Raw genomic sequence first — 26,595 nt, 5'->3', positions numbered from 1 at the left:
ACGATGACCGCCGTGGATTCCCCACAGGTGGACATCACCAGACCGAGCGTCGCCCGTGTCTACGACGCGGGCCTCGGCGGCAAGGACAACTACGAGGTGGACCGGGCGGTGCTGCGCGCCATCCTGGCCGCGTCCCCGGACGCCATGGTGGCCGCGCGGGACAACCGCGAGTGGCTGATCCGGATCACCCGGTTCCTGGCCGGCCAGGCGGGCATCACGCAGTTCCTGGACTGCGGTTCCGGCCTGCCGACGGCGGAGAACACCCACCAGGTCGCCCAGCGGCTCAACCCCGAGGCGACGGTCGTGTACGTGGACAACGACCCGATCGTGCTCGCGCACGGCCGGGCGATCCTGGCCGAGAACGACCGCACCCACCTGGTCTCCGCCGACCTGACCCAGCCGGACGCGCTGCTCGCGCACGCCGATGTGCGGCGCTACCTGGACTTCTCCCAGCCGGTGGCGCTGTACCAAATCGGCACGCTGCACCACTGCCCCGACCCGGACGAGGTCCGCGCGTTCATGCGGACCTACGTCGACGCCCTCGCCCCGGGTTCGTACGTGGCCATCAGCCACTTCCACAACCCCGGCAGCGGCGAGGACAGCGCGGCGGCGCAACGGATGCAGGCGCTGATGTCCGGCGGGCCGATGGGCAGCGGCTACTTCCGCACCAGCGACGAGATCGGCACGTTCTTCGCCGGCTGCGAGGTGCTCGCCCCCGGCATCGTGCCCGCCTCGGAGTGGTGGCCGGACGGACCACGGATGAAACCCCTGGTCCGCCCCCAGCGCCTCTTCGTCGCCGGACTGGCCCGGAAAACCTAGAACTCGATCGCCATGCCGTAGACCTTGGTGATCCGCATGGTGATCAGCACCCGGCGGTCCAGGACGAGCTGTTTGAACAACGCGTCCCGGTCGACGTCGCCGTACAGCGGGGCCAATGCCCGGCCGACCTCGTCCCCGGGAGACGTGGTCACGGCGGACACCTCGGCCTCGCCCTCGGCGGTGACGTAGGAGAAGGCGTCCGGGCCCGGAACATGCAGCGCCGTCCTGGGGTTGGCCTGGATATGGCGGACCTTGACCCGTGGCTGCGTGGTGGACATCAGGATCGCCCTGCGGTCCGGGTCCCAGGTGTAGAGCATGGTGCTCAGGTGCGGGTGGCCGTCGGCCTTGACGGTCGCCAGGGTGCCGAATTTGCCTGCCGCAAGGCGTTCGTAGGCCTCGGTCTCGGCGAAAACACGTGGTGGCGGCCCGGAACCCGGGGGATAGTCGGTCATGGGGACGATGATGGCCGCGCGGGCGCGCCGCCGTAAGGAGGCACTTTCTTGTCACAGAGTCACATTTGTGTTCCCGAGGGGCCCTGCACGGTGGGCACCGTGCTGGAGCAGCTGTCGAGCAAGTGGACGATCGGCGTCGTGCTGGCCGCGGCGCGGGGCCCGATCCGGTTCACCGAGCTGGAACGCGAACTGACCGGCATCAGCCGCCGGATGCTCACCCTGACCCTGCGCAACCTCGAGCGCGACGGCCTGATCGACCGCACGGTCTACCCCACCGTGCCGCCGAAGGTCGAGTACACGCTGACCGAGGTGGGCCGCGACTTCCACGAGTCGTTCGCGGCCATGCACGCCTGGGCCGAACGCAACCAGCCCGCCATCAACGCGGCCCGCGCGGCCTACACCGCTTAGGTGTCGTCGCGGGCGCGGGAGGGCTGCACGCGTTTGGGTTCGCCGGGCATCTTGGGGTAGTCCGGTGGGTAGGGCATCTCGCCGCGGCCGTCCTTGTCGTACCACTCCAGCAACGTCTCCAGGCCGAACACCTCTGCGTCGATGCCCGCGTGCGCGTCTCCTTGCTGCGCGAGCAGATCCGGCACGGTCAGCACGTCGAAGTCGTCGGGGTCCACATCGGACAGCTGGTCCCAGGTGAGCGGGAACGACACGGTGGCGCGCGGGGTGCCGCGGACCGACCAGGCCGAGGCGATGGTGCGGTCGCGGGCGGCCTGGTTGAAGTCGAGGAAGACGCGTTCGCCGCGTTCCTCCTTCCACCACGCGGTGGTCGCCAGATCGGGGATGCGCTTCTCCACTTCGCGGGCGAGGCCGATCACGGCGTGCCGCGTGTCGATGAAGTCCCACTCCGGCCGGATCCGCACCAGGACGTGGATCCCGCGGCCGCCGGAGGTCTTCGGGTACCCGGTCAGGTCGGCATCGGCGAGCACCTCGCGCAGCACCCCGGCGACCTTCACCGCGTCGTTGAAGTCCGTGCCCGGCTGCGGGTCGAGGTCCACCCGCAGCTCGTCGGGATGGTCCACCTCGGGCCGCCGGACCGGCCACGGGTGGAAGTCGAACGTGCCCAGGTTGGCCGCCCAGGCCAGAACGGCGGGCTCGGTCGGGCACACCTCGTCGGCGGGCCGCCCGGACGGGAACCTGATCCGCGCGGTCTCGACCCACTCGGGCGCGCCCTTGGGCAGCCGCTTCTGGTAGAACGCCTCGCCGGTCACCCCGTCGACGAACCGCTTGAGGGTGGTCGGCCGGTCCCGCAGCACGTTCAGCAGCGGCTCGGCCACCGCGATGTAGTACTCGACCACCTGACGCTTGGTGATCCCGCGCTCGGGGAAGTACAGCTTGTCCGGATTGGACACCCGCACGGTCCGCTCGCCCACGGTCAGCTCGATAGCCTTCGAAGCCATGGCGCAACACTGCCACATCCACCGGCGGCAAAAGGCCTCGCACGCGCCCGGTAGCGTTGTAGCCACCAGTTATCCCGACCTGAGGACCTACCGGTGAAGATGGACAACAGCCCCGCCCGGGGCACTCGTGACCTGCTGCCCGCGACCGTCGCCGTGCGCGACCATGTCCTGGCCCGGATCACCGAGGTCTACCACCGGTACGGCTACCAGCGCATCGAGACCCCGGCGATCGAGGACATCAACCGGCTGACCGGCGGCCAGGGCGGCGAGAACGAGAAGCTGATCTACAAGATCCTGCGCCGCGGCCTGACCGAGCCGCCCGCGACCCTGGACGAGGCGGTGGACCTCGGCCTGCGGTTCGATCTGACCGTTCCGCTGACCCGGTTCTACGGCAACAACCAGGCCGTGCTGCCGCTGCCGTTCCGGTCGTTCCAGTTCGGCCCGGTCTGGCGGGCGGAGAAGCCGCAGAAGGGCCGATACCGCCAGTTCAACCAGTGCGACATCGATCTGATCGGCGAGGAGACCGTGCTGGCCGAGGCCGAGCTGATCGAGGCGACCACCGAGGCGCTGGCCGCGGCCGGGATCCCCGGGGTCACGGTCCGGCTGTCCGACCGGCGGTTCCTGTCCGCTCTGGCCGAGGGCGCCGGCATCGCGCCGGAGGCCCAGGGCGGCTTCTTCATCACCCTGGACAAGCTGGACAAGGTCGGCTGGGACGGGGTCCGTAAGGAGTTCGTAAGTCGCGGCATGGCCGAGGAGACGGTCGAGGGGGTGCAGCAGGCGATCACCGCCCTGCAGGGCCTTGACCAGGCGAAACTCGCCGACACCCTGGCGGACGCGGTGCCCGGGCTGGCCGCGGACGTGATCGCCGACCTGGTGGCCACGACCGGCGCGCTGGCCGGGATGGGCGAGCTGAGCTGGGAGTTCGACCCGACGCTGGTGCGTGGCATGGGCTACTACACCGGCCAGATCTTCGAGCTGAGCCACCCGGAGTCGGCCTCGTCGGTGGCCGGTGGCGGGCGGTACGACAAGCTGATCGGCCGTTCGCTCGGCAGGGACGTGCCGGCCTGCGGGTTCTCCATCGGGTTCGAGCGGATCGTGGACCTGCTGGACAGCGCGCCACAGGCCGACGCGGTCGCCGTGCTGCACGAGGCGGACGTCCCGGTCGCGCAGGTCATGCAGGTCGCGCGGGAGCTGCGGGCGGCGGGCCGCCAGGTGACGACCATCAAGCGGCGCGGCAAGTTCGGCGCACAGCTGGGCCGCGTCCAGGAGTGGGGATACACCTCGTTCGTGCATGTCAAGAGCGACAGCATCGCGGACGAGCGGCCTTTGGGGGCCCGGGAAACAAGCTGACCCGCTACGGTGTTGTCATGGGTGTGAACGCGTCCCCCGAGGAGCCGGAGCGCAACCGGTTCCACGAGGAGCTGATCGGTCTCGACCCCGATGACCCGGAAGTGCGGGCGTTCGCGGCCCATCTCGACCGGATCGAGAACAACCACCGGTCGGGCTACACCGTCGAGGGCTACCTCGGCGGGATAGCGGACTTCGCGGACTCGGCCAACCGGCTCGGTGGTCACCGGCGCCTCACCGTGCTGATCCTGATCACGCTGATCCTCGGCGGGGTCGGGGTGGCGGTGTGGGACGCGCTCGTGTTCGTCCTCTCGACCACTTTCGGAAGGTAGGAGCATGAAGCCCGTCGTGGGTGCCACACCCCGCGTTGTGAAGTCGGACCAGGAGTGGAAGCAGCAGCTGACCGCCGAGGAGTACCAGGTGCTGCGCAAGGCAGGCACCGAGCGCGCCTTCACCGGTGAGTACACCGACACCAAGACGGTGGGCGTGTACGCGTGCCGTGCCTGCGGCGCGGAGCTGTTCCGCAGCTCGACGAAGTTCGACTCGCACTGCGGCTGGCCGTCGTTCTTCTCCCCGCTCGCGGGCGACGCGGTGATCCTGCGCGACGACTCGAGCCTGGGCATGAAGCGGACCGAGGTGCTGTGCGCGAACTGCCACAGCCACCTGGGTCACGTCTTCGAGGGCGAGGGCTACGACACGCCGACCGACCAGCGCTACTGCATCAACAGCATTTCGCTGACGCTGCGGCCGGACGAGCAAGCCTAAGTTCTCCCCAGCACAACCCTAAATATTGGTCAAGGCATCTTGCCGGTTCTCCCCGCGCGCCCGAAAGTAGTGTCTCCACTTGGATTCCTGCTTCTTGGGCGAGAGGGGGAGAACATGGAAGACACGTGGGGCATATCGGGGCCGGACTTCATCGCCCTTTATCTGCTCGGCTTTCTGATCTCGCTTTTGTTCGCGTTCGCAGTCCGTATTCTCACTCGTTCGGGTGCGGTCACCACAGCCGCGCCCGCGGCACTGTCCACCCTGGAGGTGGCGTGCCTGTCCGGGGGTCCGCGGCGGGTGGTGGAAGCCGCGGTGGCGCAGCTGGTCGACACCGGCCAGCTGCGCCCGGCCCGCAACGGTTACGTGAAGGTCACCAACCTGCAGGAGCCGGTGAACGACGTCGAACGGGCCATCCTGGCGGACGTCAGGCACTACGGCCACCGGTCGATCACGATGCTCACCTTCGGCCTGGCTTCGCACGATTCGGTGAAAGCCGTCTGCGACCGCCTGGTCCGCGCCGGGTATTTGATCGACGAGGACAAAGCCGCCCGGCGCAAGCGGCTGGGAATGATCCCCATGGGTGCGCTCATGGTCGTCGGGATCTTGCGCTGGCTGGCCGGAATCGGCAATGACCGGCCGGTCGGCTGGCTGACATTGATGCTCATCGGCACCGGCGTGACATTCTGGCTGATGCGCAAACAGCAGTTCACGCGCAGCACATTCCAGGGCGCCACGGTGTGCCGTTCCGCCGCGACCGTCACCGCCGCCGAATCGGTGGCCTCGCGCGGCCTGCGGCACTACCCGGACCAGACCGTGCGCGACGCGCTGCTGGCCGGGACGGTCGCCCAGACGGCGTTCGCGAGCGGCGGGGGCGGCGGCGCCTGGTGGAGCAGCGGTTCGTTCGGCGGCGGGAGTTCATGCGGCGGGGGAGGAAGCGGCTGCGGCGGGGGCGGCGGCTGCGGGGGATGAGGAAACGGAGGCCCGGGGACCACCCGGGCCTCCGGCGTATCCGCGGGTCATTTCCGGGTCCACAGTGGACCTCATACAACGATTGCGGGCAACCTCTGACATGGGGCACCCGTCTTGTTTAGGCTGCGTCGGAGCCTGTGTGGGAGGGGACATGAACGAACCTTGGGGCATCTCGGGTCCGCAGTTCGTCGGGTTGTACATCACCGCGCTGGTGGTGGCCACGGTGGTTACTTTCGTGCTGCGCAGGCGTTCCGGTCCCGGGGCCGTGCCGCCGGGGCAGGAGCCGCTGACCACCGAGCAGATCGCGTACCTGGCCGGCGGTCCACATCGGATGGTGGACGCCGCTTTGGCCGAACTGATCGAGCGCAACGCCATCCGGATGGTCCGCGGCGGACGGCTGCACGGCACCAAGGGCATCTCGCCGCGTAGCGCGCTGGAGGCCGAGGTGCACAAGGAGGTCATGCGGCACCCCGGCCGGACCGTGGTGAAGCTGCGGGCCGCGCTGGCCGGTTCGCCGATCTTCGAGCGCACCCGCGCCGAGCTGATCAGCCGCGGGCTGGTGGCCAAGAGCCGCTACAACTTCGCCGCGGCGCTGCCGCTGATCATCGTCGCCGCCGTCGGCGTCGTCCGGCTGGTCAACGGGATCCGGCTGGACCGGCCGATCGGCCTGCTGACGTTCCTGCTGATCCTGACCATGGTGATCCTGTTCTTCGCCCTGCGCCCCAAGCGGCACAGCCGCACCCAGGTTGGTGACCGCGTGCTGCGGGCGGCGGGCAGCCGTCAGTCGCAGGCGGACGGCATCCCGATCATGCCGCTGGCCGGGGCCGCGGCCCTCGTCGCGGTCGGCGGCCTGCTCGCCTACCCGGACAACGCGATCGCGCAGGCGTTCCGCGGCAGTGCGGTCAGCAGCAGCAGCGGCTCAAGCTGTTCGTCGTCCAGCAGTTGCAGCAGCAGTTCGTCGTGCAGCAGCAGCTCCAGCTGCAGCAGCGGGTCGTCGTGTGGGTCCTCGTGCGGCGGAGGGAGCAGCTGTGGTGGCTAGCCTGGGGGTCGGGATCGGCTGGCGTGAGGAGATCGACCTGACCGTCGAGCGCATGCCGGGCGTGGACTTCGTCGAGGTGGTGGCGGAGAACCTGCGCCCGGACGCGTTGCCGGAGTCCATTGTGCTGCTGCGGGAACGGGGCATGCCGGTCCTCCCCCATGCCGTCTCGCTGTCCGTCGGCGGCGCGGAACCCGTTGCCCCGCACCGGATCGAGCACCTCGCCAGGCTGGCCGAGGTGCTCGACGCCCCGGTGGCCAGCGACCACGTCTGCTTCGTGCGCGCGGGCGGGCTGGACTCCGGCCACCTGATGCCGGTCCCCCGCACCCGCGAGGCGCTGGATGTCGTGGTGGACAACGTGAAAACGGTCCAGGCCGGGCTGGGTGTGCCGTTCGCCCTGGAGAACATCGCCGCCCTGCTGGAGTGGCCGGACGCCGAGCTGACCGAGGCGCAGTTCCTCACCGAGCTGACCGACCGCACCGGCTGCCTGCTGCTCATCGACGTCGCCAACATGTACGCCAACGCCCGCAACCTCGGCCAGGACCCGGCGAGGCTGCTCGACGACCTGCCGCTGGAACGCCTGGCGTACGTGCACATCGCGGGCGGCGTCGAGAACCACGGCGTCTACCACGACACGCACGCCCACCCGGTCCGGCCCGAGGTGCTGGACCTGCTCGGCGAGCTCGTCGCCCGGACGAACCCGCCGGGCGTGCTGCTGGAACGCGACGACGACTACCCCACCGACGCCGAGCTCGCCGCGGAGCTGGCGGCGATCCGGGAACGCCTGTGACCCAGCCACAACGGGACCGTCTCGCCCAGCGGCAGGCCGAACTGCTGCGGGCGCTGATGGCCGACGGCCCGGCGCCCGAGGGCTTCGACCCGGACCGCCTGCGGGTCGAGGCCCACGCGTTGCGCGCGAAACGCCGCCGGGTCGTGGCGATGCTCGAACCGGAAGCCTGCGCGGAGCTTGACGACCGGTTCGTCGGGCTGTTCGACGAGTACGCCCGCACGCACCCCAGGGCAGACGGCACACGGGCACGTCAAGATGCGCGCGCGTTCGTGGAATGGCTGTGGGAGGTAGGCCATTTGGACCGCCCCAAGCGGAAATGGCAGGGAATTCTCAAGAACCTTGCAACCAAATGGAACCGCTGAACCGTCTGGCGGATGTGCACACGAATGTGAAGGCCGCACTGGCCGTTCTCGCCGTCGCGACCCTTGCCGCTTGCGGGGACAAGGCAGGAGCCGGTGCGGGCCGGCCGTGCACGGACATCGGTACACCCGTTGGGGTGAGCGTCGACGTCGACAAGGCGTACGCGGACAAGACCGAGGCGGCCACGCTCAAGGTGTGCTGGGACGGAAACTGCCAGAGCGCCGCGCTCGTGCTCACGCCGTCGAGCGTGGCTGTCCCCGGCCCGTGTACCGAGACCAGCGCCGATGCCGCGTGCGGCGCGCACGCCGTCCCGACCGGCGGGAAGAACGGCTTCGCCACGATCACCGACCTGCCCGCGAAACCCGTTGACGCGACACTGAGCCTGACGAACATGGCCGGCACTTCGGTGCTGGAGAAGACCTTGCGGATCACGCCGAAGGAGGTCCGTCCGAATGGGCCGGACTGCCCAGGCGGCGGGCCGCAGACCGGGCTACAGGTCTCCGCCGATGGCACGATGACCGAGCGGTAATAAACACTCGCCGGTGACGCCGTACGGGAAAATTACTTTCGGGATTCTTTGACTGGGGCCTTGTCACCCCTTGGTGACCCCGATAGCTTGCGGTGACCACGGACCGTACACCGTCGACTGCACACCGTCGACGTCTGTGGCATGCGCAGAAAACCGATCGGGAGGTTTTTCCAGTGCATTCACCGTTCGCGAGACGAGTGGCCGTCGGTTCACTCGTTCTGGGGGTCGTGCTCAGCACGGCGCAAGTGGCCGCGGCCGCCCCGGCCGGGACAGCCAACCCCGCCAAGCAGAAGTCCGTCACCCTGGTCACGGGCGACAAGGTGATCATCGTCGACGGCGCGCGCGACGCCAAGGCGATCGTGCCGGCCAAGGGCCGGGAGACACTCGCCTTCGCCACCTACCACCGCGACAACCACCTGTACGTGGTTCCCAAGGACGCAATGGTCCCGCTGGGCCAAGGAAAACTCGACCAACGCCTGTTCGACGTCACCACCCTGCTCGAGTCCGGCTACGACGACGACAGCCGGGCCGACCTGCCCCTGATCGTGTCCTTCGCCCCCGGCGTGGCGCAGGCGAACCTGGCCGGCACGGCGAAGACCGCCACCCTGGCCGCCATCAACTCGACCGCGGTGACCGCCCAGAAGTCCGGCGCGGTCTGGTCTTCCTTGCGGAGCGCCGGGGTGCGCAAGGTGTGGCTGGACGGCAAGCGCCAGGCGCTGCTGGACCGCAGCGTCCCGCAGATCGGCGCCCCCGAGGCGTGGAAGGCCGGTTCGACCGGCGCGGGCGTGAAGGTCGCGGTGCTGGACACCGGCGTCGACGAGACGCACCCGGACCTGGCCGGCCACCAGGCCGCCGAACGCAACTTCAGTGACGCGGCGGACAACGTGGACCGGTTCGGTCACGGCACGCACGTCGCCTCGATCATCGCCGGCACCGGCGCCAAGTCGGGCGGCAAGTTCAAGGGTGTCGCCTACGGCGCGCAGATCCTGGACGGCAAGGTGCTCAACGACAACGGCGGCGGCCTGGAGTCGTGGATCATCGCGGGCATGGAGTGGGCCGCGGGCCAGGGCGCCAAGGTGATCAACATGAGCCTCGGCGGCGGTGACGGCCCGGACATCGACCCGCTCGAGGAAGCGGTGAACTCGTTGTCCGCCAAGACCGGCGTGCTGTTCGTGATCGCGGCGGGCAACAGCGGTCCGGGCGAGGAGACGGTGGGCTCCCCCGGCAGCGCGGACGCCGCACTCACTGTCGGGGCGGTCGACCGGGACGACACGCTGGCGCCGTTCTCCAGCCGTGGCCCGCGGATCGGTGACGCGGCGATCAAGCCCGACATCACCGCTCCCGGTGTCGGGATCGTCGCGGCCAAGGCAGCCGAAGGCAAGATCGGCACCCCGGCCGCGGACGGCTATGTCGGCCTGTCCGGCACGTCCATGGCCACCCCGCACGTGGCCGGCTCGGCCGCGCTGCTCGCCCAGCTGCACCCGGACTGGACCGGCCAGCAGCTCAAGGCCGTGCTGACCGCGTCGGCCAAGCCGGGCGCCGGGCAAACGGTGTACCAGCAGGGTTCCGGCCGCGTCGACGTGGCGCGGGCGATCAGCCAACCGGTGACCTCCTCGCCGACGAACGTCAGCCTGGGCACCGCGATCTGGCCGCACGACGACGACCAGCCGGTGAACAAGGACGTCACGTACCACAACTACGGCAAGACCGAGGTAACGCTGGACGTCGCGCTGCAGTCCACCGGACCGGACGGCCAGCCCGCCCCGGCCGGCCTGCTGACCGCGTCGCCCGCCAAGGTCACCATCCCGGCCGGCGGCGACGCCACGGTCAAGGTCACCGGGGACACCAAGATCAACGCCGCGGACGGCGTCTACACCGGCACGATCGTCGCGTCCTCGCGCGACACGCAGGTGCGCACCCCGGTCGCGATCAACCGTGAGCCGGAGAGCTACACCCTGACCATCAACCACATCGGACTGGACGGCGCACCCGCGGCGAACTACTCGACGGCGCTGTTCGGGCTGGACACCAACAAGTTCAGCACCCCGTACGACGCCGACGGCAGCGCCACGATCCGGCTGCCCAAGGGCAAGTACGTACTGGACAGCTCGCTGATCGGCGACAAGATCAACTGGCTGGCGTACCCGGCGTTCGAGCTCACCGACGACACCACGGTGGACCTGGACTTCCGGCGGGCCAAGCCGACCCAGATCACCCCGCCGGCCGGCGCGAACTTCAGCCTGGCCGACATCTCCTACCGGCGCTCGACCGGCAGGACTTCGTTCTCGTTCGGCTGGGCGCTGCTCGGCGGCAACGTCGGCGACCTCAGCACCGCGCACGTCGGTCCCACTCTGCCGCCGCAGGAGCTGCAGACCCAGGTGAACACGCAGTGGTCCGGGGCGAACGGCGAGTACTACGGCCTGGCCTGGTACGAGTACGGCACGTTCCCGGCCGGGTTCACCCGCACGGTGAAGAAGGAGGACCTGGCGCACGTGCACGCCACGTTCGGTGCCACCGTCCCCGGCCGCAGCGGTCTGCGGTCGGCGTTCCCGTACCCGAAGTTCGGGGACGGCAACGGCGGCTGGGCGATTCTGCAACAGGTGAGCCTGCCCGGTGACCGGCACGAGTACTACACGCCGGATGCCGCGTGGGCGCCGGAGCTGTGGCAGATGTCCCCGGACAACCGGAACATCGAGGTGCAGCTGGGTTCGCCGGTGAAGCAGTTCGGCACCAGCGGGGTCACCGAGGAGTCCTACAACCGCGGCGTGTTCGGGCCGTCGGCCCCGCAGACCCGGTTCCCGTTCCTGTGGCTGACCCGCAGCGGCGACAACATCAGCGCGAACATCCCGTTGTGGGGTGACGCCGCGGGCAACTACGGGTTCTCGTTGGTGGACAAGGCGTCCACTGTGCTCTACAAGGACGGCCAGAAGATCGGCGAGTCCGCTGTGGACGGTGCGGGTTCGTTCAAGGTGCCCGCGGAGGCCGGGAACTACGTGCTGACAACCGAAGGCGTCCGCAGCGGCGTCTCGGACGTCACCACCGCGGTACGGGCCTCGTGGTCGTTCCGCTCCGGGCACGTCGGCGACGACCCGGTACGGCTGCCACTGTCCACAGTGCGGTTCACCCCGGCGCTGGACGCGACGAACTCGGCCCCGGCCGGTGAGTCGTTCATCCTGCCGATCACTGTGCAGCAGCAGGCCACCGGGACCGGCACGGTGCCGAAGTCGCTGTCGGTCGACGTTTCCTTCGACGGCGGCACCACCTGGTCCTCGGCCGTGGTGGTGGCCAACGTGTTCGCGATCGTCCAGCACCCGAACGACGCCACCTCGGTGTCGTTGCGGGCCAAGGCGACCGACCGCGCGGGCAACACCGTGGAGCAGACCCTCATCAATGCCTACAAGCTGAACTGACGTTCCGGCTCGACGGGACGGGGGACGGCCGGCGCGGCCGTCCCCCGTTCTTCGCACCTACGTCAACCGACCGATGTCTCCGGCGATCTTCCGCGAGATCGTTTCGGTATGCACCCCACACTCCACCACCGACACAGTGCCGACCGGAACGAAGCCGACCGGAACAACGCCGACCACTGGAGCCATGGCGACCGCTGGAACTACTCGGTCCGTGGCGAGAGCCCGATACAGCGCCTGGACCGCAACTACAGCGAGATCCTGCAGGAACTGCGCGTGGCGCAGACCGGCGTCCAGCTGTTGCTCGCGTTCCTGCTGACCGTGGCCTTCACCCCCAGGTTCACCACGTTCACGACGTTCCAGCGGGACACGTACGTCGCCAGCCTCGTGCTGGGCGCCGCCGCCAACGCCTTGCTGATCGCCCCGGCCGCGTTCCACCGGATCGTGTTCCGGCAACGGCTCAAGAGCGTCCTCGTGCGAGTGTCCAACCGGTTCGCCCTGTGTGGACTGGGTTTGCTGATGCTCGCGCTGACGTCCGCGCTGTTGCTGATCCTGACTGTCGTGCTGGGCACGAATGCCGGCGCGTGGATCACCGGGTGCGCGTTGGCCTGGTTCGCCTTCTTCTGGTACGTCCTGCCGCTGTGGAGCCGGATCCGCCACCGCCGCTAGAGCAACGCCGACAGGCGAAGGGTTCCCTGCTGTTCGATGTCATCGGTGAACCAGACGTACTTCGGGACATCGGTGCGCACGGGCAGCCGGGGGAAGTCGTTCTCGGCCGGTTCGGTCTCCAGGTAGGACGTCCGCGCGGGGCGGGTGTCCTGGATGGTCGCCACGACGTGCGGTGTGGCAGGGAGCTGGAAGGGGCCAACGGGACGCAGCAGCAGGACGTTGTCGGAGTCGATCATGGTGGTGTTGGCGGCCGCGCTGTGGTCGCGCCAGACGGCGCTCTGCACATAGAAGTCGATCAGGGCCTGCTTGCGGGCGGCCATGTCCGGGAAGCTTCGTAACCACACGAACTGGTCGGGGTCGTCGAGGTTCTCGTAGACGCCCAGGATCGTCATGCCCACCGCCTGCTGACCGGCGATCAAGTGGTCTTGGAACAACTTCACCAGCACGTCCCGGCCGCCGGGGTGCAAGGTGTACTGCCGCAGCTCGATCACGCTCATGGCGGCCATCCTCACCAGCCGCCCGCCCGTCAGCGAGCCCTCATCCGGTCGTTCATCGCAACAATCCGGCCAGGCCGGCGAGCCGGACATAACGCCGCAATTTCGGCGCTATACCGGATCGGGCTGAACACCACCTGACAATTGACCACGTAACAGTGTGATCTGGGCCACAGAATGCCCGAAAGTGCGGCCCGAACGCCGGGAACGGCGCATTACCCGGGATATCCATTGTAGACACAAGGAGATAGTCAAGCGCACAAGTACAATCGGTATACCGCAGAGTGGCCCCCCTCGCCGCTGACGGGACGCGATCATTGCAGCACGGACAGTGAGTCAATGTTTGCAAGTTCCCCACTTACGTAATTTTGCTGATGCGCGTCGCCGGGAATCGATGCGAAGCTGGTGGCCTCGACAGGGTTCTACTTGTTCAGTGGCAATGGGGGCGAGTTGCGTTTCGAAATTCTGGGGCCGTTACGCGTGCACGACAACGGGGTGTGCACGTCCATCGGCGCCCGCAAGATGGAAATACTGCTGGCGGCACTGCTCATTCGCGCTGGGCACGTGGTGTCGTGCGGCCAGCTCATCGGGGAGATCTGGGGGCAGCATCCACCTCGCCGGGTGACCGCGGCACTGCACGTCTACATCTCCCAGCTCCGCAAGTTCCTCGACCGGCCCGGCTCGGGCCGCCCGCTGGTGGTCACCCAGATCCCGGGTTACCTGTTCGATCTGGGCGAGCACGAGCTCGACCTGGACACGCTGCACACCCTGGTCGCCGACGGCCGCCGGTACGCCAGGCAGCTGCTGCCCGAGCAGGCGGCCACCGCCTTCCAGGCCGCGCTGGACCTGTTTCGCGGCCCGGTACTGGGCGAACCGCAGGATGGCCCGATCATCAGCGGCCTCTCGCACGCGCTGGACGAGCTGCGGCTGGAGTGCATCGAGGGGCTGATGGACGCGCGTCTCAAGCTGCGCCAGCACCGCGAGTTGATCGGCAGGCTGAACTCGCTGGTCTTCGAGTACCCGCTGCACGAGGCGTTCTACGAGCAGCTGATGGTCGCGCTCTACCGGTCCGGGCGGCGCGCCGAGGCGCTGAACGTCTACCGCACCGCGCGCGCGACGCTCAATGACGAGCTGGGTCTTGAGCCCTGCCATGATCTGCGGAAACTGCAGGAGGCGATCCTTGATTCGGCGGACCCTTACGCCGAACGGGTTCTTGTTATGTGATCTGCGTCTCATCGTTGTCGTGAAATGCCGTTCGGGGAGCGTCACCCGCCATTCCGCGACATGATGGCGTAACACAATCGTTGGTATCCGAAACACGAAGGCAACGCGGACCACGCGGGCCATCGGCAATAACGACCGGGTGTGCGACTTACCCGCCGCACGCCCGGCTTCGTTGTTTCACGGGGATTTCACACATCGGGCGTTTCGCCTTGCCGGATTCGCTCAAAACGGACATAGCGCGCCGAGTCGCGCGGACGGCCGATTGGCCGATGTACGGGTGAGCACCGGCCAGAATCCACTAACATGCCCCGGAAAAGGGGGAATGGTGGCCTTGGGGGAAGAAATCAGCCAAAGGTGCGGACCGGGCCGGGACCAGCCACCGGTGATCCGGCGAGCGGAATCGGAGCGGCTGCTCGCCCAGCTGGACGTCGTGGCCAAGGGGAACTCGCGGACCGTCGCGCTGGTCGGCGAGTCCGGCTCGGGCAAGACCAGACTGCTGTCCCATCTGCGCGCGGAGGCGGTGCGACGGGGGTTCGCGACGCTCAGCGGCCGGTGCACGGAGCTGGACCAGTACGTCCCGTTCTCACCGCTCACGCCGATGCTGGACAACCCGAGCGTGGTGGCCGCGCTGGACCGGCTGGCCCCGGCCAGAGCGGACCTGTTGCGCGGCATGCTGACCGGCAGCCGGCCCGCGCACGGCGCGGTGCGCCACGAGGAGCAGTTCCGATTACACGAGACGGTCCGCGCGGTCGTGCGCGACTGCGCGGCCGACGGGCTGGTGGTGGTCGTGGACGACTTCCACTGGGCGGACACCGGGTCCATCGACCTGCTCGACTACCTGGTCCGCTGGCCGGTCGCGGCGCCGGTGCTGATCGTGCTGTCGCAGCGGCCCAGGCAGGTGTCCAGCCGGATGCGCGGCACGCTGGCGCACGGCATCGAGACCGGCACCGTCGAGGAGATCACCCTCGGCGCGTTGTCCCTGCACCAGTCCGCGGAACTGCTCGGCGTCCCGGCCGACGCACCCATGCTGCGCGACCTGCACCTGCGCAGCCTGGGCAACCCGTTGTTCCTGCTGGCACTGGCCAACGCGATGCACATCGACACACCGGACGTGGCCGCGCGCTCGGACGGCGAGATCCCGGAACGGTTCGCCGCGTTGCTGATGCGGGAGCTGGCCACGCTCAACGCCAGCCAGGCCAAGGTGGCCGCCGCGGCGGCGGTGTTCGGCGACGGCGCCGACATCGAGGCGCTGTCCACCGTGTCGGAGCTGTCCGCGCCGGAGGTCTGCGCGGCGGTGGACGAACTGACCCAGCGCGACCTGCTGCGGACCCGCCCGGGCTCGTCGGTGTTCTCCTTCCGCCACCCGGTGCTCAGCCGGCTGGTGTACACCAACTCCAGTCCCGGCTGGCGGTTCATGGCGCACCGCCGGGTCTTCGAGATCCTGTTCCGCCGCAACGCCCCGGCCGCCGAGCAGGCCGTGCACATCGAGCACTCGCTGGCCGGCCCGAGCGAGCACGACCTGCGGATCCTGACCCGCGCCGCGGAGGACTCGATCTCCTCGGCGCCCGCGACCGCGGCGCACTGGCTGCGGGTGGCGTTGAAGGCGTTGCCCGCCAACACAGCGGATGATCCCGAGCGGGTCGCGTTGATGCTGCGCACGGCCCGCGCGCTGGCCGCCGCCGGGCAGCTGCGGGAAAGCCGGGACCTGCTGCGCGGGGTGCTGCGGTCGCTGTCCGGCCGGCGGGACGGGGCGCGGGCCGGCGTGGTTTCGTTCTGCGCGTTGGTGGAGTGCCTGCTGGGCGAGTACGCCGAGGCGACCGGCCTGCTCACCGCCGAGCTGGCGGCGCTGCCGGACCCGGCGGCGCTGGAGGCGGTCGACCTGACCTTCGTGCTCGGCATGGTGGGGCTGCTCGGTGGCCCGATGCCCAGCCGGGAACAGGCGCAGCAGGCGTTGCGGCTGGCCGAGGCGCACGAGCACCGCGTGGCCACGGCAGGTGCCCTGGCGCTGCTGGGCCTGTGTGAGGCGTTGACCGAGGACCTCACCAAGGCGGGCAAGACGCTGACCATGGCCGCGGTGGCGATCGCCGAGCTGACCGACGCCGAGCTGACCGGGAACCCCGAGTACCTGGCCGTACTGGGCTGGGCCGAGGGCATGCTGGGCCGGTATCCGGCGGCCGAACGGCATCTGACCCGTGGCCTGTCCATCGCCCGCAAGGCGGGGCTGAGCCACGTCCTGCCGACCATCCTGAGCGGCCTGAGCAACACGTTCCGCAACCTGGGGCAGCTCGGCGACGCGCGCCGCGCCGCGAACGAGGCGGCGGAGCTGGCCAACCGGATGAACGCGGGCCACCTGCGCGGGCTGGCCCGGCTGCTGGAGTCGCTGAGCGTCTCGTGGACCGTGCGGCACGGCGACCGGCAGGCGATCGAGCTGGCCACCAGCGCCATGGCCGACCTGCCGCCGGGCAGCTGCGGCTGGAGCGTCAATGCCATGCTGTCGCTGGCTTTCGCGTCGTTGCTGGACGGCGACCCGCACCGGTGCTCGACGCTGATCCTCGGCGCGGGCGGCGGTGCGGACCTGCCGGGCCTGTCCATGGCGATCCGGCCGATGTGCTTCGAGATGCTCACCGCCGCGGCGCTGGACCGCGACGACCTCACCTCGGCCGTCGTGTTCGCGGAGAAGGCCCACGCGGTGGCCGCCGCGACCCGGCTGCCGTTCGAGCTCGGCTATGCCTACCTGGCTCGTGCGCACGTCCTGTGGGCGAAGCGGGACGCCGTCGAGGCCGCCGCCCTCTACCAGCGGGCGGCCGGCGTGTTCTCCCGAGCGGGAATGGCCGTGGTGCAGGCGTCGGCGTTGACCGTCGGCGCGCCGAGCACCGCGGCGGCCGGTGACCACGACAAGGTCGAGGCCATGCTGTCGCTGGCCCGGCGGCTGGCCGCGCGGTCGGGCGCGATGCGCATCCAGGAGGACGTGGCCCGGCTGACCCACGAGCTGATCGACATGCGGATCGACCAGCCCCCGGCGGATCCCAGCCCGGCGCTGTCCGTGCTGACCGACCGGGAACGCGAGATCGCCCGGATCGCGGGAACCGGCAAGAGCTCCCGGGAGATCGCCGAGGAGCTGTCGCTCTCGCCCAGGACGGTCGACGTCCACCTGTCCCGGATCTACCGCAAGCTCGCCGTCCGGGGCCGGGCCGAGCTGGCCCGGCTGATCGCGCAGGACGAACGCGGCACCCGCCCGCCGGGCTGAGCGCCGGCCGCTCCCGCCCCGGCGGGAGCGGTCATTAGTGCTGCTTTAGGCGCGGTTTTGGGGCTGTGCCGACGATGGAGGCGACCACTCGGTGCGCGCGCGTGTTTGCGAGCCACCTTCTTGGGAAGGACCAGGATGGACGCCTCAGACATCCGCATTCTGTCGGCCGGGACGGCCTTGCCCGGTCCCGCGGTCGACAACGCGACGCTGGCCCGGCGGTTCAACATGGAACCCCTGTGGGAACAGTGGATCGACGTCTTCATCGGCACCGCCACCCGGCACCTCGCGGTGGACCTGGCGACCGGGGACATCCGCTCCTCGCTGGCCGAGCTGGGTGAGCTGGCCGCCCGCCGCGCACTGGACGGCGCCGGGCTGCAGCCGTCCGATGTGGACGTCATCGTGCTCGGCACGGCCACCCCGGACAACCTGATGCCCGCGACCGTCAACCTGGTCGCCGACCGGCTCGGCGTCAACCACCTGCCCACCTACCAGCTGCAGTCCGGCTGCGCGGGCGCGGTGCAGGCCCTCGACGTGGCCCGGCAGATGCTGCTCGGCGACCGGCACTCCACCGCCCTGGTGATCGCCGGTGACGTGTGCGCCAAGCACTTCGACCTCACCACCGACCTCAAGTCGTTGCCTCCGGCCGAACTGGTCAACGTGGTGCTGTTCGGTGACGGCGCCGGGGCGGCCGTGCTGACCAACGAGGACGTGCCCGGCTCCACCGCGATCCGGCACGTGATCAACGAGCTGTGCGGCCTGGGCCGCTCCCCCGGCCAGATCCTGGAGTGGTACGGCCTGGCCGACCGCAACTCGGCCAGCTCGCCGGTCAAGGAGGACTACAAGGCGATCGAGGAGTCCGTGCCCACCATGGCCGCGGAGATCCTGGAGTCCTTGCTGAAGGCCACCGGCTGGGCGCGCGCGGACGTCGACTACATCATGCCGCCGCAGCTGTCCGGCAAGATGACCGAGCGGATCATGGCCGGGCTCGACCTGCCGCACGCGGCCGAGGTCAGCTGCGTGGCGGAGACCGGCAACACCGGCAACGCGCTGCCGTTCCTGCAGCTGGAGCGGGTGCTGAGCAAGATGGCCGACGGCGACCGGGCGGTCTGCGTCGCGGTCGAGTCGAGCAAGTGGATCAAGGGCGGGTTCGCCCTGGAGCACTTGTGATGCCCACGCTCGCCGAGTTGTTCCACGCGGGAACCCTTGCGACGCAGTACGACCAGGTACCCGCGCTGCTGGCCGGGCTGGACGGCGCCGAGCTGGTCAAGGCGGGCAACCTGTTGGCACGCCTGGATCCCGATTCGGTCACCGCGGAGACCTGCACGGTCACCATCACCGGCCACGGCACGCTGAACGCCTTGGTGCCCGCGTTCACCGCGGAGCTGGCCCGGCACGGGATTCTCGCCCGTACCACCGTTTCCGACTTCGACAGCTACGTTTTCGACCTGTCCACCCCAACGAGCGAGGTGTACCGCAGCGAACTGGTGCTGTGCGTGCTCGATCCGTTCGTGGTGCTGGACGAGGTGCCCACGCCGTGGCGGCCGGACGACGTGCGGACCGTGCTGGACGAGAAACTGGCGCTGCTGGCCCAGCTCGCCGGCACTTACGCCAAGCATGGCAGCGGAACGTTGGTGTTCAACACGATCCCCTTGCCTCGCGACTTCGCCGGTCAGTTGGTCGACCTGGCCTCGCGGGCGGAGCTGGGCGCGCTGTGGCGGGAGGCGAACGCCCGGCTGCTGCGGCTCATGGCGGACAACCAGAAACTGGTCGTGCTCGACCTGGATCTGGTGCTGGGCGAGGGGATCGCGCTGACCGACCCGCGGATGAGCGTGTACGCCAAGGCGCACCTCTCCCCCGCGCTGCTGGCCCGGTATGCCAAGGACACCGCGCACCTGGCCCGGCAGGTCAAGGGGCACGGCAAGAAGGTGCTGGCGCTGGACCTGGACGAAACGGTCTGGGGCGGGGTGCTGGGCGACGACGGGATCGACGGCATCGAGGTCGCCGAAAGCTACCGCGGTGAGGCGTTCCGGGCGTTCCAGCGGGTCGCGCGGCAGATCGGCGCTCAGGGCGTGTTGCTTGCGGCGGTGAGCAAGAACGACCTCGACCCGGTCCAGGCCGCGTTGCGCGACCACCCGGACATGACGCTGCGCGAGGACGACTTCGTGCGGGTCAGCGCGAACTGGCGGCCCAAGCCGGAGAACCTCGCCGAGCTGGCGGCGGACCTGAACCTGGGTATCGACAGTTTCGTGTTCGCCGACGACAGCCCGTACGAGTGTGGTCTCGTGCGCCACGAGCTGCCTGGGGTGGCCGTGGTCCAGCTCGACGGTGAACCCGCACTGCACATCCAGAAGGTGCTGCGGGACGACTGGTTCGTCGTGCGTGACCTCACCGCCGAGGACGCCCAGCGCCCTGCCCGCTACCGGGACGAGCTGGTGCGCAAGGACTTCCTGGCGAGCTTCGAGTCCATTGAGGAGTACCTGGCACAGTTGGGTGTGACCGTCCGGATCGCGCCCGCCGAGCCTCGTGAGATCCCGCGGGTCTCGCAGATCACCTTGCGCACCAACCAGTTCAACCTCACCACCGAACGCCTGCAGCCCGCAGACGTCACCGCGCTGACGGAGGATCCCGCTTGTGCCGTCCTCGCCGTGCACGCGGGCGACCGGTTCGGCGACAACGGGCTCGTCGGCGTGTTGTTCCTGCGCCGCGAGGGCGAGACCCTGCACATCGACAACTTCCTGTTGAGCTGCCGGGTGTTCTCCCGGGGCGTCGAGCAAACCTGTCTGGCCACGGTGCTCGCGCACGCCCGGGACACCGGCTGCGCCGAGGTGCTGGGCTCGTACCGGCCGTCGGCCAAGAACGGCAAGGTCGCCGAGCTGTATCCCTCGGCCGGGTTCACGCCGTGGGCCAAGCACGAGGACGTCACCGTGTTCCGGCACGACCTCGCCGAGATCGGCGCTGCGCCGCGGCACGTCACCCTGACTGTACGGATCGAGGAATCGGCATGACCACCATCGACGGTTTCGTCACCATCGTGCGCGACGAGCTCGGCCTGGCCGTGACCGCCGACAACGTCGGCGAGTCGTTCGACCGGATCCCCGGCTGGGACTCGGTGCACCTGCTGGCCCTGCTGGTCATCCTGGAACGGGAGAGCAGCGTGCCCATCTCGATGCCGTCCGTGCTGCAGGCCGGTTCGCTGCGGGAGATCTACCAGTTGACGGTGGCACAATGAGCACGCCCATCGCGCGGGAACGCCGGCACACCCTGGCGTTCCTGGACGAGATCCGTGCGGTCGCCCCGGTGTACCTGGACACCGAGGTCGACATGACGGCGGTGGAAGCACATCGGAATGCCGCCGGCCGCAAGTATTCCTTTGTGTCCTATGTGCTCGAAGCGGCCGCGGGTGTGCTGGCAAAGCATCCAGAGGCCAACGCCGCTGTGCACGGCCGGATCCGGCCACGGGTGACCCGGTACGAGTCGGTGAACGCCAAGCTGACCCTGGACCGTACGCTCAACGGCCGCCGGATCGTGCTGGCCGCTTTGCTCAAGGACCTGCAGCACGCCGACTTGGACGGCATCCAGGACCGGATCGACCACTACCGCGACGGAGACCCGGCTTCGATGCCGGAGTTCGCTGGAGTCCGTGCGCTGCACAAACTTCCGTGGCCGGTGCGCCAGTTCGCCTACCGTCGCACGGTCCGGCCGCTGGCCAAGCGGGCCGACGTGATCGGCACGTTCGCGGTGACCTCGTTGGGACATCGCCCGGTGGACGGCTTCCATTCCGTGGGTGGCACCACGATCACGTTGGGCGTCGGGCGGATCGCCGACCGGCCGGTGGTTCGCGACGGTGCCGTCGTGCCCGGGCGGGTGATGCGGCTGAGTCTTTCGTTCGACCACCGGGTGATCGACGGCGCGGAGGCCGCCGACGTGCTCGCCGAGATCAAGTCCGCGCTGGAGTGCAAGTCATGAACGACGTCGAGGAGCTCAAGCAGTTCGTGGTGGTGCACGCCCGGGCCCAGAACATCGCCCCGGAGCACTACACCGCCGTGCTGAACCGGATCACCGACGACGAGCCGGGCGGCCCGGACTCGTGGGCCGCACAGTGGAGCGCGGCCGCGGAACGGTTCGCGCAGCAGGGAAACCAGCTCGACGCGTGCCGGAACTTCAACATGGCGCGGTTCCCGTTCGTCGACGGACCGGACCGCGAACGGGCGCTGCAGCGGTGCATCGAGGCGTTCGACATCTGGCGCGCGGACACCCCGATCGAGTCGGTCGACGTGGATGTGCCGGACGCGGGCGTGATCCGCTGCTGGGCTACCGGTCTGTCCCCGTCGGAGCGCAAGCCGCTGCTGCTGGTGATGGGCGGGATCGTGACCATCAAGGAGCAGTGGGCGCCGGTGCTGCTGCAGGCCGCGCGCCTGGGCATGGCCGGTGTGGTGGCCGAACTGCCGGGCGTGGGCGAGAACCCGTTGCCCTACGACGACAAGAGCCACCGGATGATCAGCGCGATCCTGGACGCGGTGGCCGACCGGGCGGACACGGCCCAGACATACGCGATCGCGTTGAGCTTCAGCGGTCACCTGACCTTGCGGGCGGCGGCCGAGGACAGCCGGATCCGCGGTCTCGTCACCTCGGGCGCGCCGATCAGCGACTTCTTCACCGACACGGTGTGGGGCAAGACGTTGCCTAAAGTCACTGTGGACACACTGGCTCATCTCACCGGCGGCGCCGACCTGTCCGGCTGGGGACTGACAGCCGCCGAGCTGTCTCAAGTGGACATTCCAGTGGGTTACATCGTGAGCGGGCGGGACGAGATCATCCCGCCCGGCGACGTGGCGTTCCTGCGGCGGCACGCCCGGGACGTGCGCACCGTCGAGTACCCGGACGTGCACGGCTCCCCCGCGCACGTCGACGAGTCCCGGCTGTGGACCGTCCGGTCCGTCCTGGCCATGCGGGGCGGCAACCTACCGCAGCGCGCGGTGCTCAGCGCCCTGCTGGCCGTGTTACGACTCAGGAGGGCGCTACGCCGATGACCCCCTACTTCGCCAGCACACCGGACCGTCACGCGGCGGTCCGGTTGTTCTGCTTCCACCACGCCGGCGGCGCCGCGTCCACATTCGCCGACTGGCAGGCGTTTCTGGGCAGCTCGGTGTCGGTCGTGCCGATCCAGCTGCCCGGCCGGGAGAACCGGATCCGCGAGCCACGCCTGACCGACATGACCCGCCTGACCGACGTCCTGTTGCAGCACCTGGGGCCGTGGCTGGACGAGCCGTACGCGTTCTACGGGCACAGCATGGGCGCGTTCATCGCGCATGCCTTGACGCGCAGGCGAATGGCCACCGGTGGCCGGTTGCCGGACCGGCTGATGATCGGCGCGGCCCGGGCGCCGCACCTGCCCATCGTGCTGAGCGACGCCATCCGGCTGTCCGACGAGGAACTGGGCCGGATGCTGGTCGGGTTCGGCGGGATGTCGGCGACCTTGTTGCGGTACCCGGAATGGCTCGCCGCGGCCACCGCGATGGTCCGCGACGACCTGGCGATCTGCGAGACCAACCCGTACCGGGACATCGCGGGCCTGCCGTGCCCGATGGACCTGTTCGCCGGGTCGGCCGACGCAATGGTTCTGGTGGACCAGGTCGGCGAGTGGCAGCGGCACGCGGGCGGCCCGAGCGAGCTGCATGTGCTGCCGGGCGGTCACTTCTTCGTCAAGGAGCAGTCCACTGCGTTGCTGCGCAAGGTCTCCGCGATGCTGACCAGGGTGCCCGCCGGTTGGAGATCCCTTTAGAACCCGCAAAGTGATGGGTTAGCCCGCTGCCCGACGCTGGACGAGCAGAAGTTCGTCTCATCACAGAGGGCGGTGCGAAGGGTGATGTCAGCCGGTATTGACGACCAGGTCGCGGTGGTCGGACTCGCCTGCCGGCTGCCGGGGGCGCCCGATCCCGAGGCGTTCTGGCGGCTGCTGAGCACCGGGACCAGCGCCATCACCGAGGTCCCGGCCGGGCGGTGGGACGCGGGCCTGCTGCGCGGACCGGAGACCCGGTTCGGCGGGTTCGTCGACGGGGTCGGCGACTTCGATCCGGCGTTCTTCGGGATCTCGCCGCGCGAGGCGACCGCGATGGACCCGCAGCAGCGGCTGATGCTGGAGCTGAGCTGGGAGGCCCTGGAGGACGCCGGGATCGTGCCGTCCCGGTTGCGCGGCACCAGCACCGCGGTCGTGGTCGGCGCGATCTGGGACGACTACGCGACCCTGCTGTACCGCGGCGGCGTCGAGGCCATCACCCCGCACACCGTGACCGGCCTGCACCGCGGCATCATCGCCAACCGCGTCTCCTACACGCTCGGCCTGCACGGCCCTAGCCTGACGGTCGACAGTGCCCAGTCCTCCGGCCTGGTCGCCGTGCACACCGCCTGCGAGAGCATCCGGCGCGGCGAGTGCGATCTGGCCATCGCGGGTGCGGTGAACCTGAACCTCGTCCCGGAAAGCACTGCGGGCGCCGCGAAGTTCGGTGGTCTGTCGCCGGATGGCCGCTGCTACACCTTCGATGCCCGCGCCAACGGCTATGTCCGCGGCGAGGGCGGCGGCGCGGTCGTGCTGAAGCCGTTGTGCCAAGCCATTCTCGACGGTGACCCGATCTACTGCGTGATCCGGGGCAGCGCGGTCAACAACGACGGCGCCACCGATGGCCTTACCGTGCCGAACCCGGTGGCCCAGCAGCAGGTCATCCGCATCGCCCACGAGAAGGCCCGCGTCCGGCCGGACGACGTCCAGTACGTGGAGCTGCACGGCACCGGGACGAAGGTCGGCGACCCCCTGGAGGCATCCGCCCTCGGCGACGCAATCTCTTCGGAACGCACCGAGCCCTTGCTTGTGGGTTCGGCCAAGACCAACGTGGGGCACCTGGAGGGCGCGGCGGGCATGGTCGGCCTGCTCAAGACAGCGCTGAGCATCCACCACCGCGCCCTGCCGCCGAGCCTGAACTACGAGACCCCCAACCCGGCTATCCCGATGGACCGGCTGAACCTTCGGGTGCAACAGGAACTCACGGAGTGGCCCGCCGCGGACCGGCCCTTGGTCGCCGGCGTGAGCTCGTTCGGGATGGGCGGCACGAACTGCCACATGGTCCTCACCGAACCGCCCGCGTCACGGCGGCAGCCGGTGGGCGCGACCGGTCCGGTGATCGCGGTTCCGGTGTCCGGGCAGACGGTCCCGGCGCTGCGCGCTCAGGCCGGGCGGCTGCTGGAAGCCTTGGACACGGCGGAGATCGCGGAGCTGGGTTCGTCCCTTGTGCACAACCGGACGGCTTTCCCGGAACGAGCCGTTGTTGTCGCGACCGATGCTTCGGAGCTGCGTGACGGTCTCAGCGCTTTGGCGAGTGGCGGCGCGGCGGCCAATGTCGTGCGAGGTACCGCTGCTGAGGGCAAGCTCGCGTTCCTGTTCACCGGTCAGGGCAGCCAGCGGCTCGGGATGGGCCGCGACCTGTACTCGGCGTTCCCGGTGTTCGCCGAGGCGTTGGACGAGATCTTCACTCTGCTGCCGGGAAACCTGCGCGATGTCGTCTGGGGCGAAGATGCGTCCCTTGTGGATCAGACCGCTCACGCTCAGACGGCGTTGTTCGCCATCGAGGTCGCTTTGTTCCGGCTCGCCCGGCACTTCGGGCTGGAGCCGGACTTCCTGATCGGCCACTCGGTCGGCGAGCTCGCCGCCGCCCACGTGTCGGGTGTGTTGTCTCTTGCGGACGCCTGCGCCTTGGTGTCCGCGCGGGGCAGGTTGATGCAGGCGGCTCGGTCCGGGGGCGCGATGGTGTCCATCGAAGCTCCGGCGGACGAGGTGCGCGAGACGCTCGTTGAGGGCGTGGACATCGCGGCGATCAACGGTCCACAAGCAACGGTCATCTCCGGTGACGAGGCCGCCGCGCTCGCCGTGCAGGAGATCTGGCGCGAACGTGGGCATCGCACCCGGCGGCTGCGGGTCAGCCACGCCTTCCACTCCGCGCACATGGACAGCGCCCTTGACGAGTTCCGCAAGGTCGCTGCGGCCTGCACGTTCCGCGAGCCCGGCATTCCCATTGTGTCCAATGTGACCGGTGCGCGGGCCGGGGACGAGTTGCTGACGCCGGAGTACTGGGTTCGGCACATTCGCGGCACCGTCCGGTTTTACGAGGGCGTTCAGACTCTGCGCGACCTCGGCGTGACGACGTTCGTCGAACTGGGTCCCGATGGCGTGCTCACCGCGATGGTCCGCGACTGCGTCGGCGAGGCCACTGTGGCGGCCGCGCTACGCCGGGACCGGCCAGAAGCGACATCGTTCGTCAGCGCGCTCGGCGTGGCACACGCGAGCGGTGCGCGGGTCGACTGGGCGCCGATGTTCACTGGGACGAGCCGGGTCAAGCTGCCCACGTATGCCTTCCAGCGCGCACGGTACTGGCTGGGTGAGCAGTCCACTGTGGAGCGCCCGGCGGCCGTGACGACGGACCTGGTCGACCTGGTCCGCACGACGGTCGCGGTCGTCCTCGGGCACGTCACCACGGACACCGTTGAGGTGGCGCGAACGTTCAAGGACCTCGGGCTGGACTCGTTGACCGCGGTCGAACTGCGCGACCGGCTTGGCGAGGCGACCGGGCTGCGGCTGCCCGCCGCGCTGCTCTACGACTACCCGACCCCTGGCAAGGTGGTCGAGTTCCTGGAGGCCGAGCTGGCCGGTGGCGCGACGGACGACTTCGTCCCGGCCGCCGTGGTCAGCGACGAGCCGATCGCAATCGTGGCGATGAGCTGCCGTTATCCCGGTGGCGTGCGCTCGCCCGAGGATCTGTGGCGGCTCGTGGCCACCGGAACCGACGCGATCACCGGCTTTCCCACCAACCGCGGCTGGGACATCGAGGCGTTGTACGACGCCGACCCGGACCGGCCGGGCAAAAGCTATGCCCGGCACGGTGGCTTCCTGCACGACGCGGACCTGTTCGACCCGGCCTTCTTCGGGATCAGCCCGCGCGAGGCCGCCGCGATGGACCCGCAGCAACGCCTCCTGCTGGAAACCTCCTGGGAGGCCTTGGAACGCGCCGGGATCACCGCGGCAGCGGCCCGGGG

24 protein-coding genes (1 of these 24 cut by a window edge) are annotated in these 26,595 nt (G+C 69.5%); 21 read left to right on the top strand and 3 right to left on the bottom strand.

Features of this window, described 5'->3' with window-relative positions; translation table 11 throughout:
* Positions 1-3: 3 nt before the first annotated feature.
* On the top strand, positions 4-819 hold the full coding sequence (locus tag AB0J95_RS32370; RefSeq protein WP_364766366.1) for an SAM-dependent methyltransferase: 816 nt from the start codon (positions 4-6) through the stop codon (positions 817-819).
* Here AB0J95_RS32370 and AB0J95_RS32365 read toward each other — a convergent pair.
* Positions 816-1,271: a TIGR03618 family F420-dependent PPOX class oxidoreductase gene (locus AB0J95_RS32365; protein ID WP_364766363.1), complete on the bottom strand. Its 456-nt coding sequence runs from the start codon at positions 1,269-1,271 to the stop codon at positions 816-818. The genes AB0J95_RS32370 and AB0J95_RS32365 overlap by 4 nt on opposite strands.
* A 48-nt stretch (positions 1,272-1,319) precedes the next feature.
* On the opposite strand from AB0J95_RS32365, the gene AB0J95_RS32360 reads away from it, so the two are divergent.
* Positions 1,320-1,679 carry a helix-turn-helix domain-containing protein gene (locus AB0J95_RS32360; RefSeq protein WP_364766360.1) on the top strand — a complete coding sequence of 120 codons (360 nt, stop codon included), beginning with the start codon at positions 1,320-1,322 and terminating at the stop codon, positions 1,677-1,679.
* On the opposite strand, the gene ligD is transcribed toward AB0J95_RS32360, so the two are convergent.
* Positions 1,676-2,677, bottom strand: coding sequence for a non-homologous end-joining DNA ligase (gene ligD / locus AB0J95_RS32355; RefSeq protein WP_364766357.1), 1,002 nt, complete (start codon positions 2,675-2,677; stop codon positions 1,676-1,678). The two genes, AB0J95_RS32360 and ligD, sit on opposite strands and share 4 nt — an antisense overlap.
* Positions 2,678-2,776: 99 nt before the next feature.
* Between ligD and hisS the strand changes: the two genes are divergently transcribed.
* The 10 genes from hisS to AB0J95_RS32305 all read left to right on the top strand — a co-directional run bounded on the left by hisS (position 2,777) and on the right by AB0J95_RS32305 (position 12,549).
* Positions 2,777-4,027 (top strand): histidine--tRNA ligase, encoded by a 1,251-nt coding sequence (gene hisS, locus AB0J95_RS32350; protein WP_364766992.1) that lies wholly within the window; start codon positions 2,777-2,779, stop codon positions 4,025-4,027.
* A 17-nt stretch (positions 4,028-4,044) separates the two neighbouring features.
* Complete coding sequence (locus AB0J95_RS32345) at positions 4,045-4,356, top strand: hypothetical protein (RefSeq protein ID WP_364766354.1); 312 nt, start codon at positions 4,045-4,047, stop codon at positions 4,354-4,356.
* Positions 4,357-4,360: 4 nt separating this feature from the next.
* The gene (msrB, locus tag AB0J95_RS32340) at positions 4,361-4,789 is read left to right on the top strand and encodes a peptide-methionine (R)-S-oxide reductase MsrB (protein ID WP_364766351.1); all 429 of its coding nucleotides are present in this window, start codon (positions 4,361-4,363) and stop codon (positions 4,787-4,789) included.
* Positions 4,790-4,903: 114 nt separating this feature from the next.
* Positions 4,904-5,758: a TIGR04222 domain-containing membrane protein gene (locus AB0J95_RS32335; RefSeq protein WP_364766349.1), complete on the top strand. Its 855-nt coding sequence runs from the start codon at positions 4,904-4,906 to the stop codon at positions 5,756-5,758.
* 151 nt (positions 5,759-5,909) lie between these two features.
* On the top strand, positions 5,910-6,797 hold the full coding sequence (locus tag AB0J95_RS32330) for a TIGR04222 domain-containing membrane protein (RefSeq protein ID WP_364766346.1): 888 nt from the start codon (positions 5,910-5,912) through the stop codon (positions 6,795-6,797).
* Positions 6,790-7,584 carry a DUF692 domain-containing protein gene (locus AB0J95_RS32325; protein WP_364766343.1) on the top strand — a complete coding sequence of 265 codons (795 nt, stop codon included), beginning with the start codon at positions 6,790-6,792 and terminating at the stop codon, positions 7,582-7,584. Before AB0J95_RS32330 ends, AB0J95_RS32325 begins: the two co-directional genes overlap by 8 nt.
* Positions 7,581-7,946 carry a hypothetical protein gene (locus tag AB0J95_RS32320; protein WP_364766340.1) on the top strand — a complete coding sequence of 122 codons (366 nt, stop codon included), beginning with the start codon at positions 7,581-7,583 and terminating at the stop codon, positions 7,944-7,946. Before AB0J95_RS32325 ends, AB0J95_RS32320 begins: the two co-directional genes overlap by 4 nt.
* Positions 7,934-8,473, top strand: a complete 540-nt coding sequence (locus AB0J95_RS32315) for a hypothetical protein (protein WP_364766337.1) — start codon at positions 7,934-7,936, stop codon at positions 8,471-8,473. The genes AB0J95_RS32320 and AB0J95_RS32315 overlap by 13 nt, the downstream gene beginning before the upstream one ends.
* A 173-nt stretch (positions 8,474-8,646) precedes the next feature.
* Positions 8,647-11,883, top strand: a complete 3,237-nt coding sequence (locus AB0J95_RS32310) for a S8 family serine peptidase (protein ID WP_364766334.1) — start codon at positions 8,647-8,649, stop codon at positions 11,881-11,883.
* A 108-nt stretch (positions 11,884-11,991) separates the two neighbouring features.
* Positions 11,992-12,549, top strand: a complete 558-nt coding sequence (locus AB0J95_RS32305; RefSeq protein WP_364766331.1) for a DUF6328 family protein — start codon at positions 11,992-11,994, stop codon at positions 12,547-12,549.
* On the opposite strand, the gene AB0J95_RS32300 is transcribed toward AB0J95_RS32305, so the two are convergent.
* Positions 12,546-13,046 (bottom strand): NIPSNAP family protein, encoded by a 501-nt coding sequence (locus AB0J95_RS32300; RefSeq protein WP_364766328.1) that lies wholly within the window; start codon positions 13,044-13,046, stop codon positions 12,546-12,548. The two genes, AB0J95_RS32305 and AB0J95_RS32300, sit on opposite strands and share 4 nt — an antisense overlap.
* 447 nt (positions 13,047-13,493) lie before the next feature.
* Here AB0J95_RS32300 and AB0J95_RS32295 point away from each other — a divergent pair, with 447 nt between their 5' ends.
* The 9 genes from AB0J95_RS32295 to AB0J95_RS32255 form a co-directional block, all read left to right on the top strand.
* Positions 13,494-14,267 carry an AfsR/SARP family transcriptional regulator gene (locus AB0J95_RS32295; RefSeq protein ID WP_364766325.1) on the top strand — a complete coding sequence of 258 codons (774 nt, stop codon included), beginning with the start codon at positions 13,494-13,496 and terminating at the stop codon, positions 14,265-14,267.
* Positions 14,268-14,649: 382 nt separating this feature from the next.
* Complete coding sequence (locus AB0J95_RS32290) at positions 14,650-17,514, top strand: BREX system ATP-binding domain-containing protein (RefSeq protein WP_364766323.1); 2,865 nt, start codon at positions 14,650-14,652, stop codon at positions 17,512-17,514.
* 135 nt (positions 17,515-17,649) lie between these two features.
* Entirely contained in the window at positions 17,650-18,681 is a 1,032-nt protein-coding gene (locus tag AB0J95_RS32285) for a 3-oxoacyl-ACP synthase III family protein (RefSeq protein ID WP_364766320.1), read from the top strand.
* Entirely contained in the window at positions 18,681-20,519 is a 1,839-nt protein-coding gene (locus AB0J95_RS32280; RefSeq protein ID WP_364766317.1) for an HAD-IIIC family phosphatase, read from the top strand. Before AB0J95_RS32285 ends, AB0J95_RS32280 begins: the two co-directional genes overlap by 1 nt.
* Positions 20,516-20,743: a phosphopantetheine-binding protein gene (locus AB0J95_RS32275; protein WP_364766314.1), complete on the top strand. Its 228-nt coding sequence runs from the start codon at positions 20,516-20,518 to the stop codon at positions 20,741-20,743. The genes AB0J95_RS32280 and AB0J95_RS32275 overlap by 4 nt, the downstream gene beginning before the upstream one ends.
* Entirely contained in the window at positions 20,740-21,480 is a 741-nt protein-coding gene (locus AB0J95_RS32270) for a 2-oxo acid dehydrogenase subunit E2 (RefSeq protein WP_364766311.1), read from the top strand. Before AB0J95_RS32275 ends, AB0J95_RS32270 begins: the two co-directional genes overlap by 4 nt.
* Positions 21,477-22,544, top strand: coding sequence for an alpha/beta hydrolase (locus tag AB0J95_RS32265; protein ID WP_364766308.1), 1,068 nt, complete (start codon positions 21,477-21,479; stop codon positions 22,542-22,544). Before AB0J95_RS32270 ends, AB0J95_RS32265 begins: the two co-directional genes overlap by 4 nt.
* A complete protein-coding gene (locus AB0J95_RS32260) occupies positions 22,541-23,296 on the top strand; it encodes an alpha/beta fold hydrolase (RefSeq protein ID WP_364766305.1) in 756 nt (251 codons plus the stop codon). Before AB0J95_RS32265 ends, AB0J95_RS32260 begins: the two co-directional genes overlap by 4 nt.
* An 84-nt stretch (positions 23,297-23,380) precedes the next feature.
* Positions 23,381-26,595 carry the 5' end (the start) of a type I polyketide synthase gene (locus tag AB0J95_RS32255; RefSeq protein ID WP_364766302.1) on the top strand. 13,936 nt of this gene lie beyond the right edge of the window, so only the first 3,215 of its 17,151 coding nucleotides appear in the window; its start codon is at positions 23,381-23,383; the stop codon falls past the right edge of the window.

Origin of the sequence: Actinocrispum sp. NPDC049592 (genome assembly GCF_040675465.1) — a bacterium.
Taxonomy (GTDB): Bacteria; Actinomycetota; Actinomycetes; order Mycobacteriales; family Pseudonocardiaceae; genus Kibdelosporangium.
This window is presented reverse-complemented; position numbering and strand designations above follow the sequence as displayed.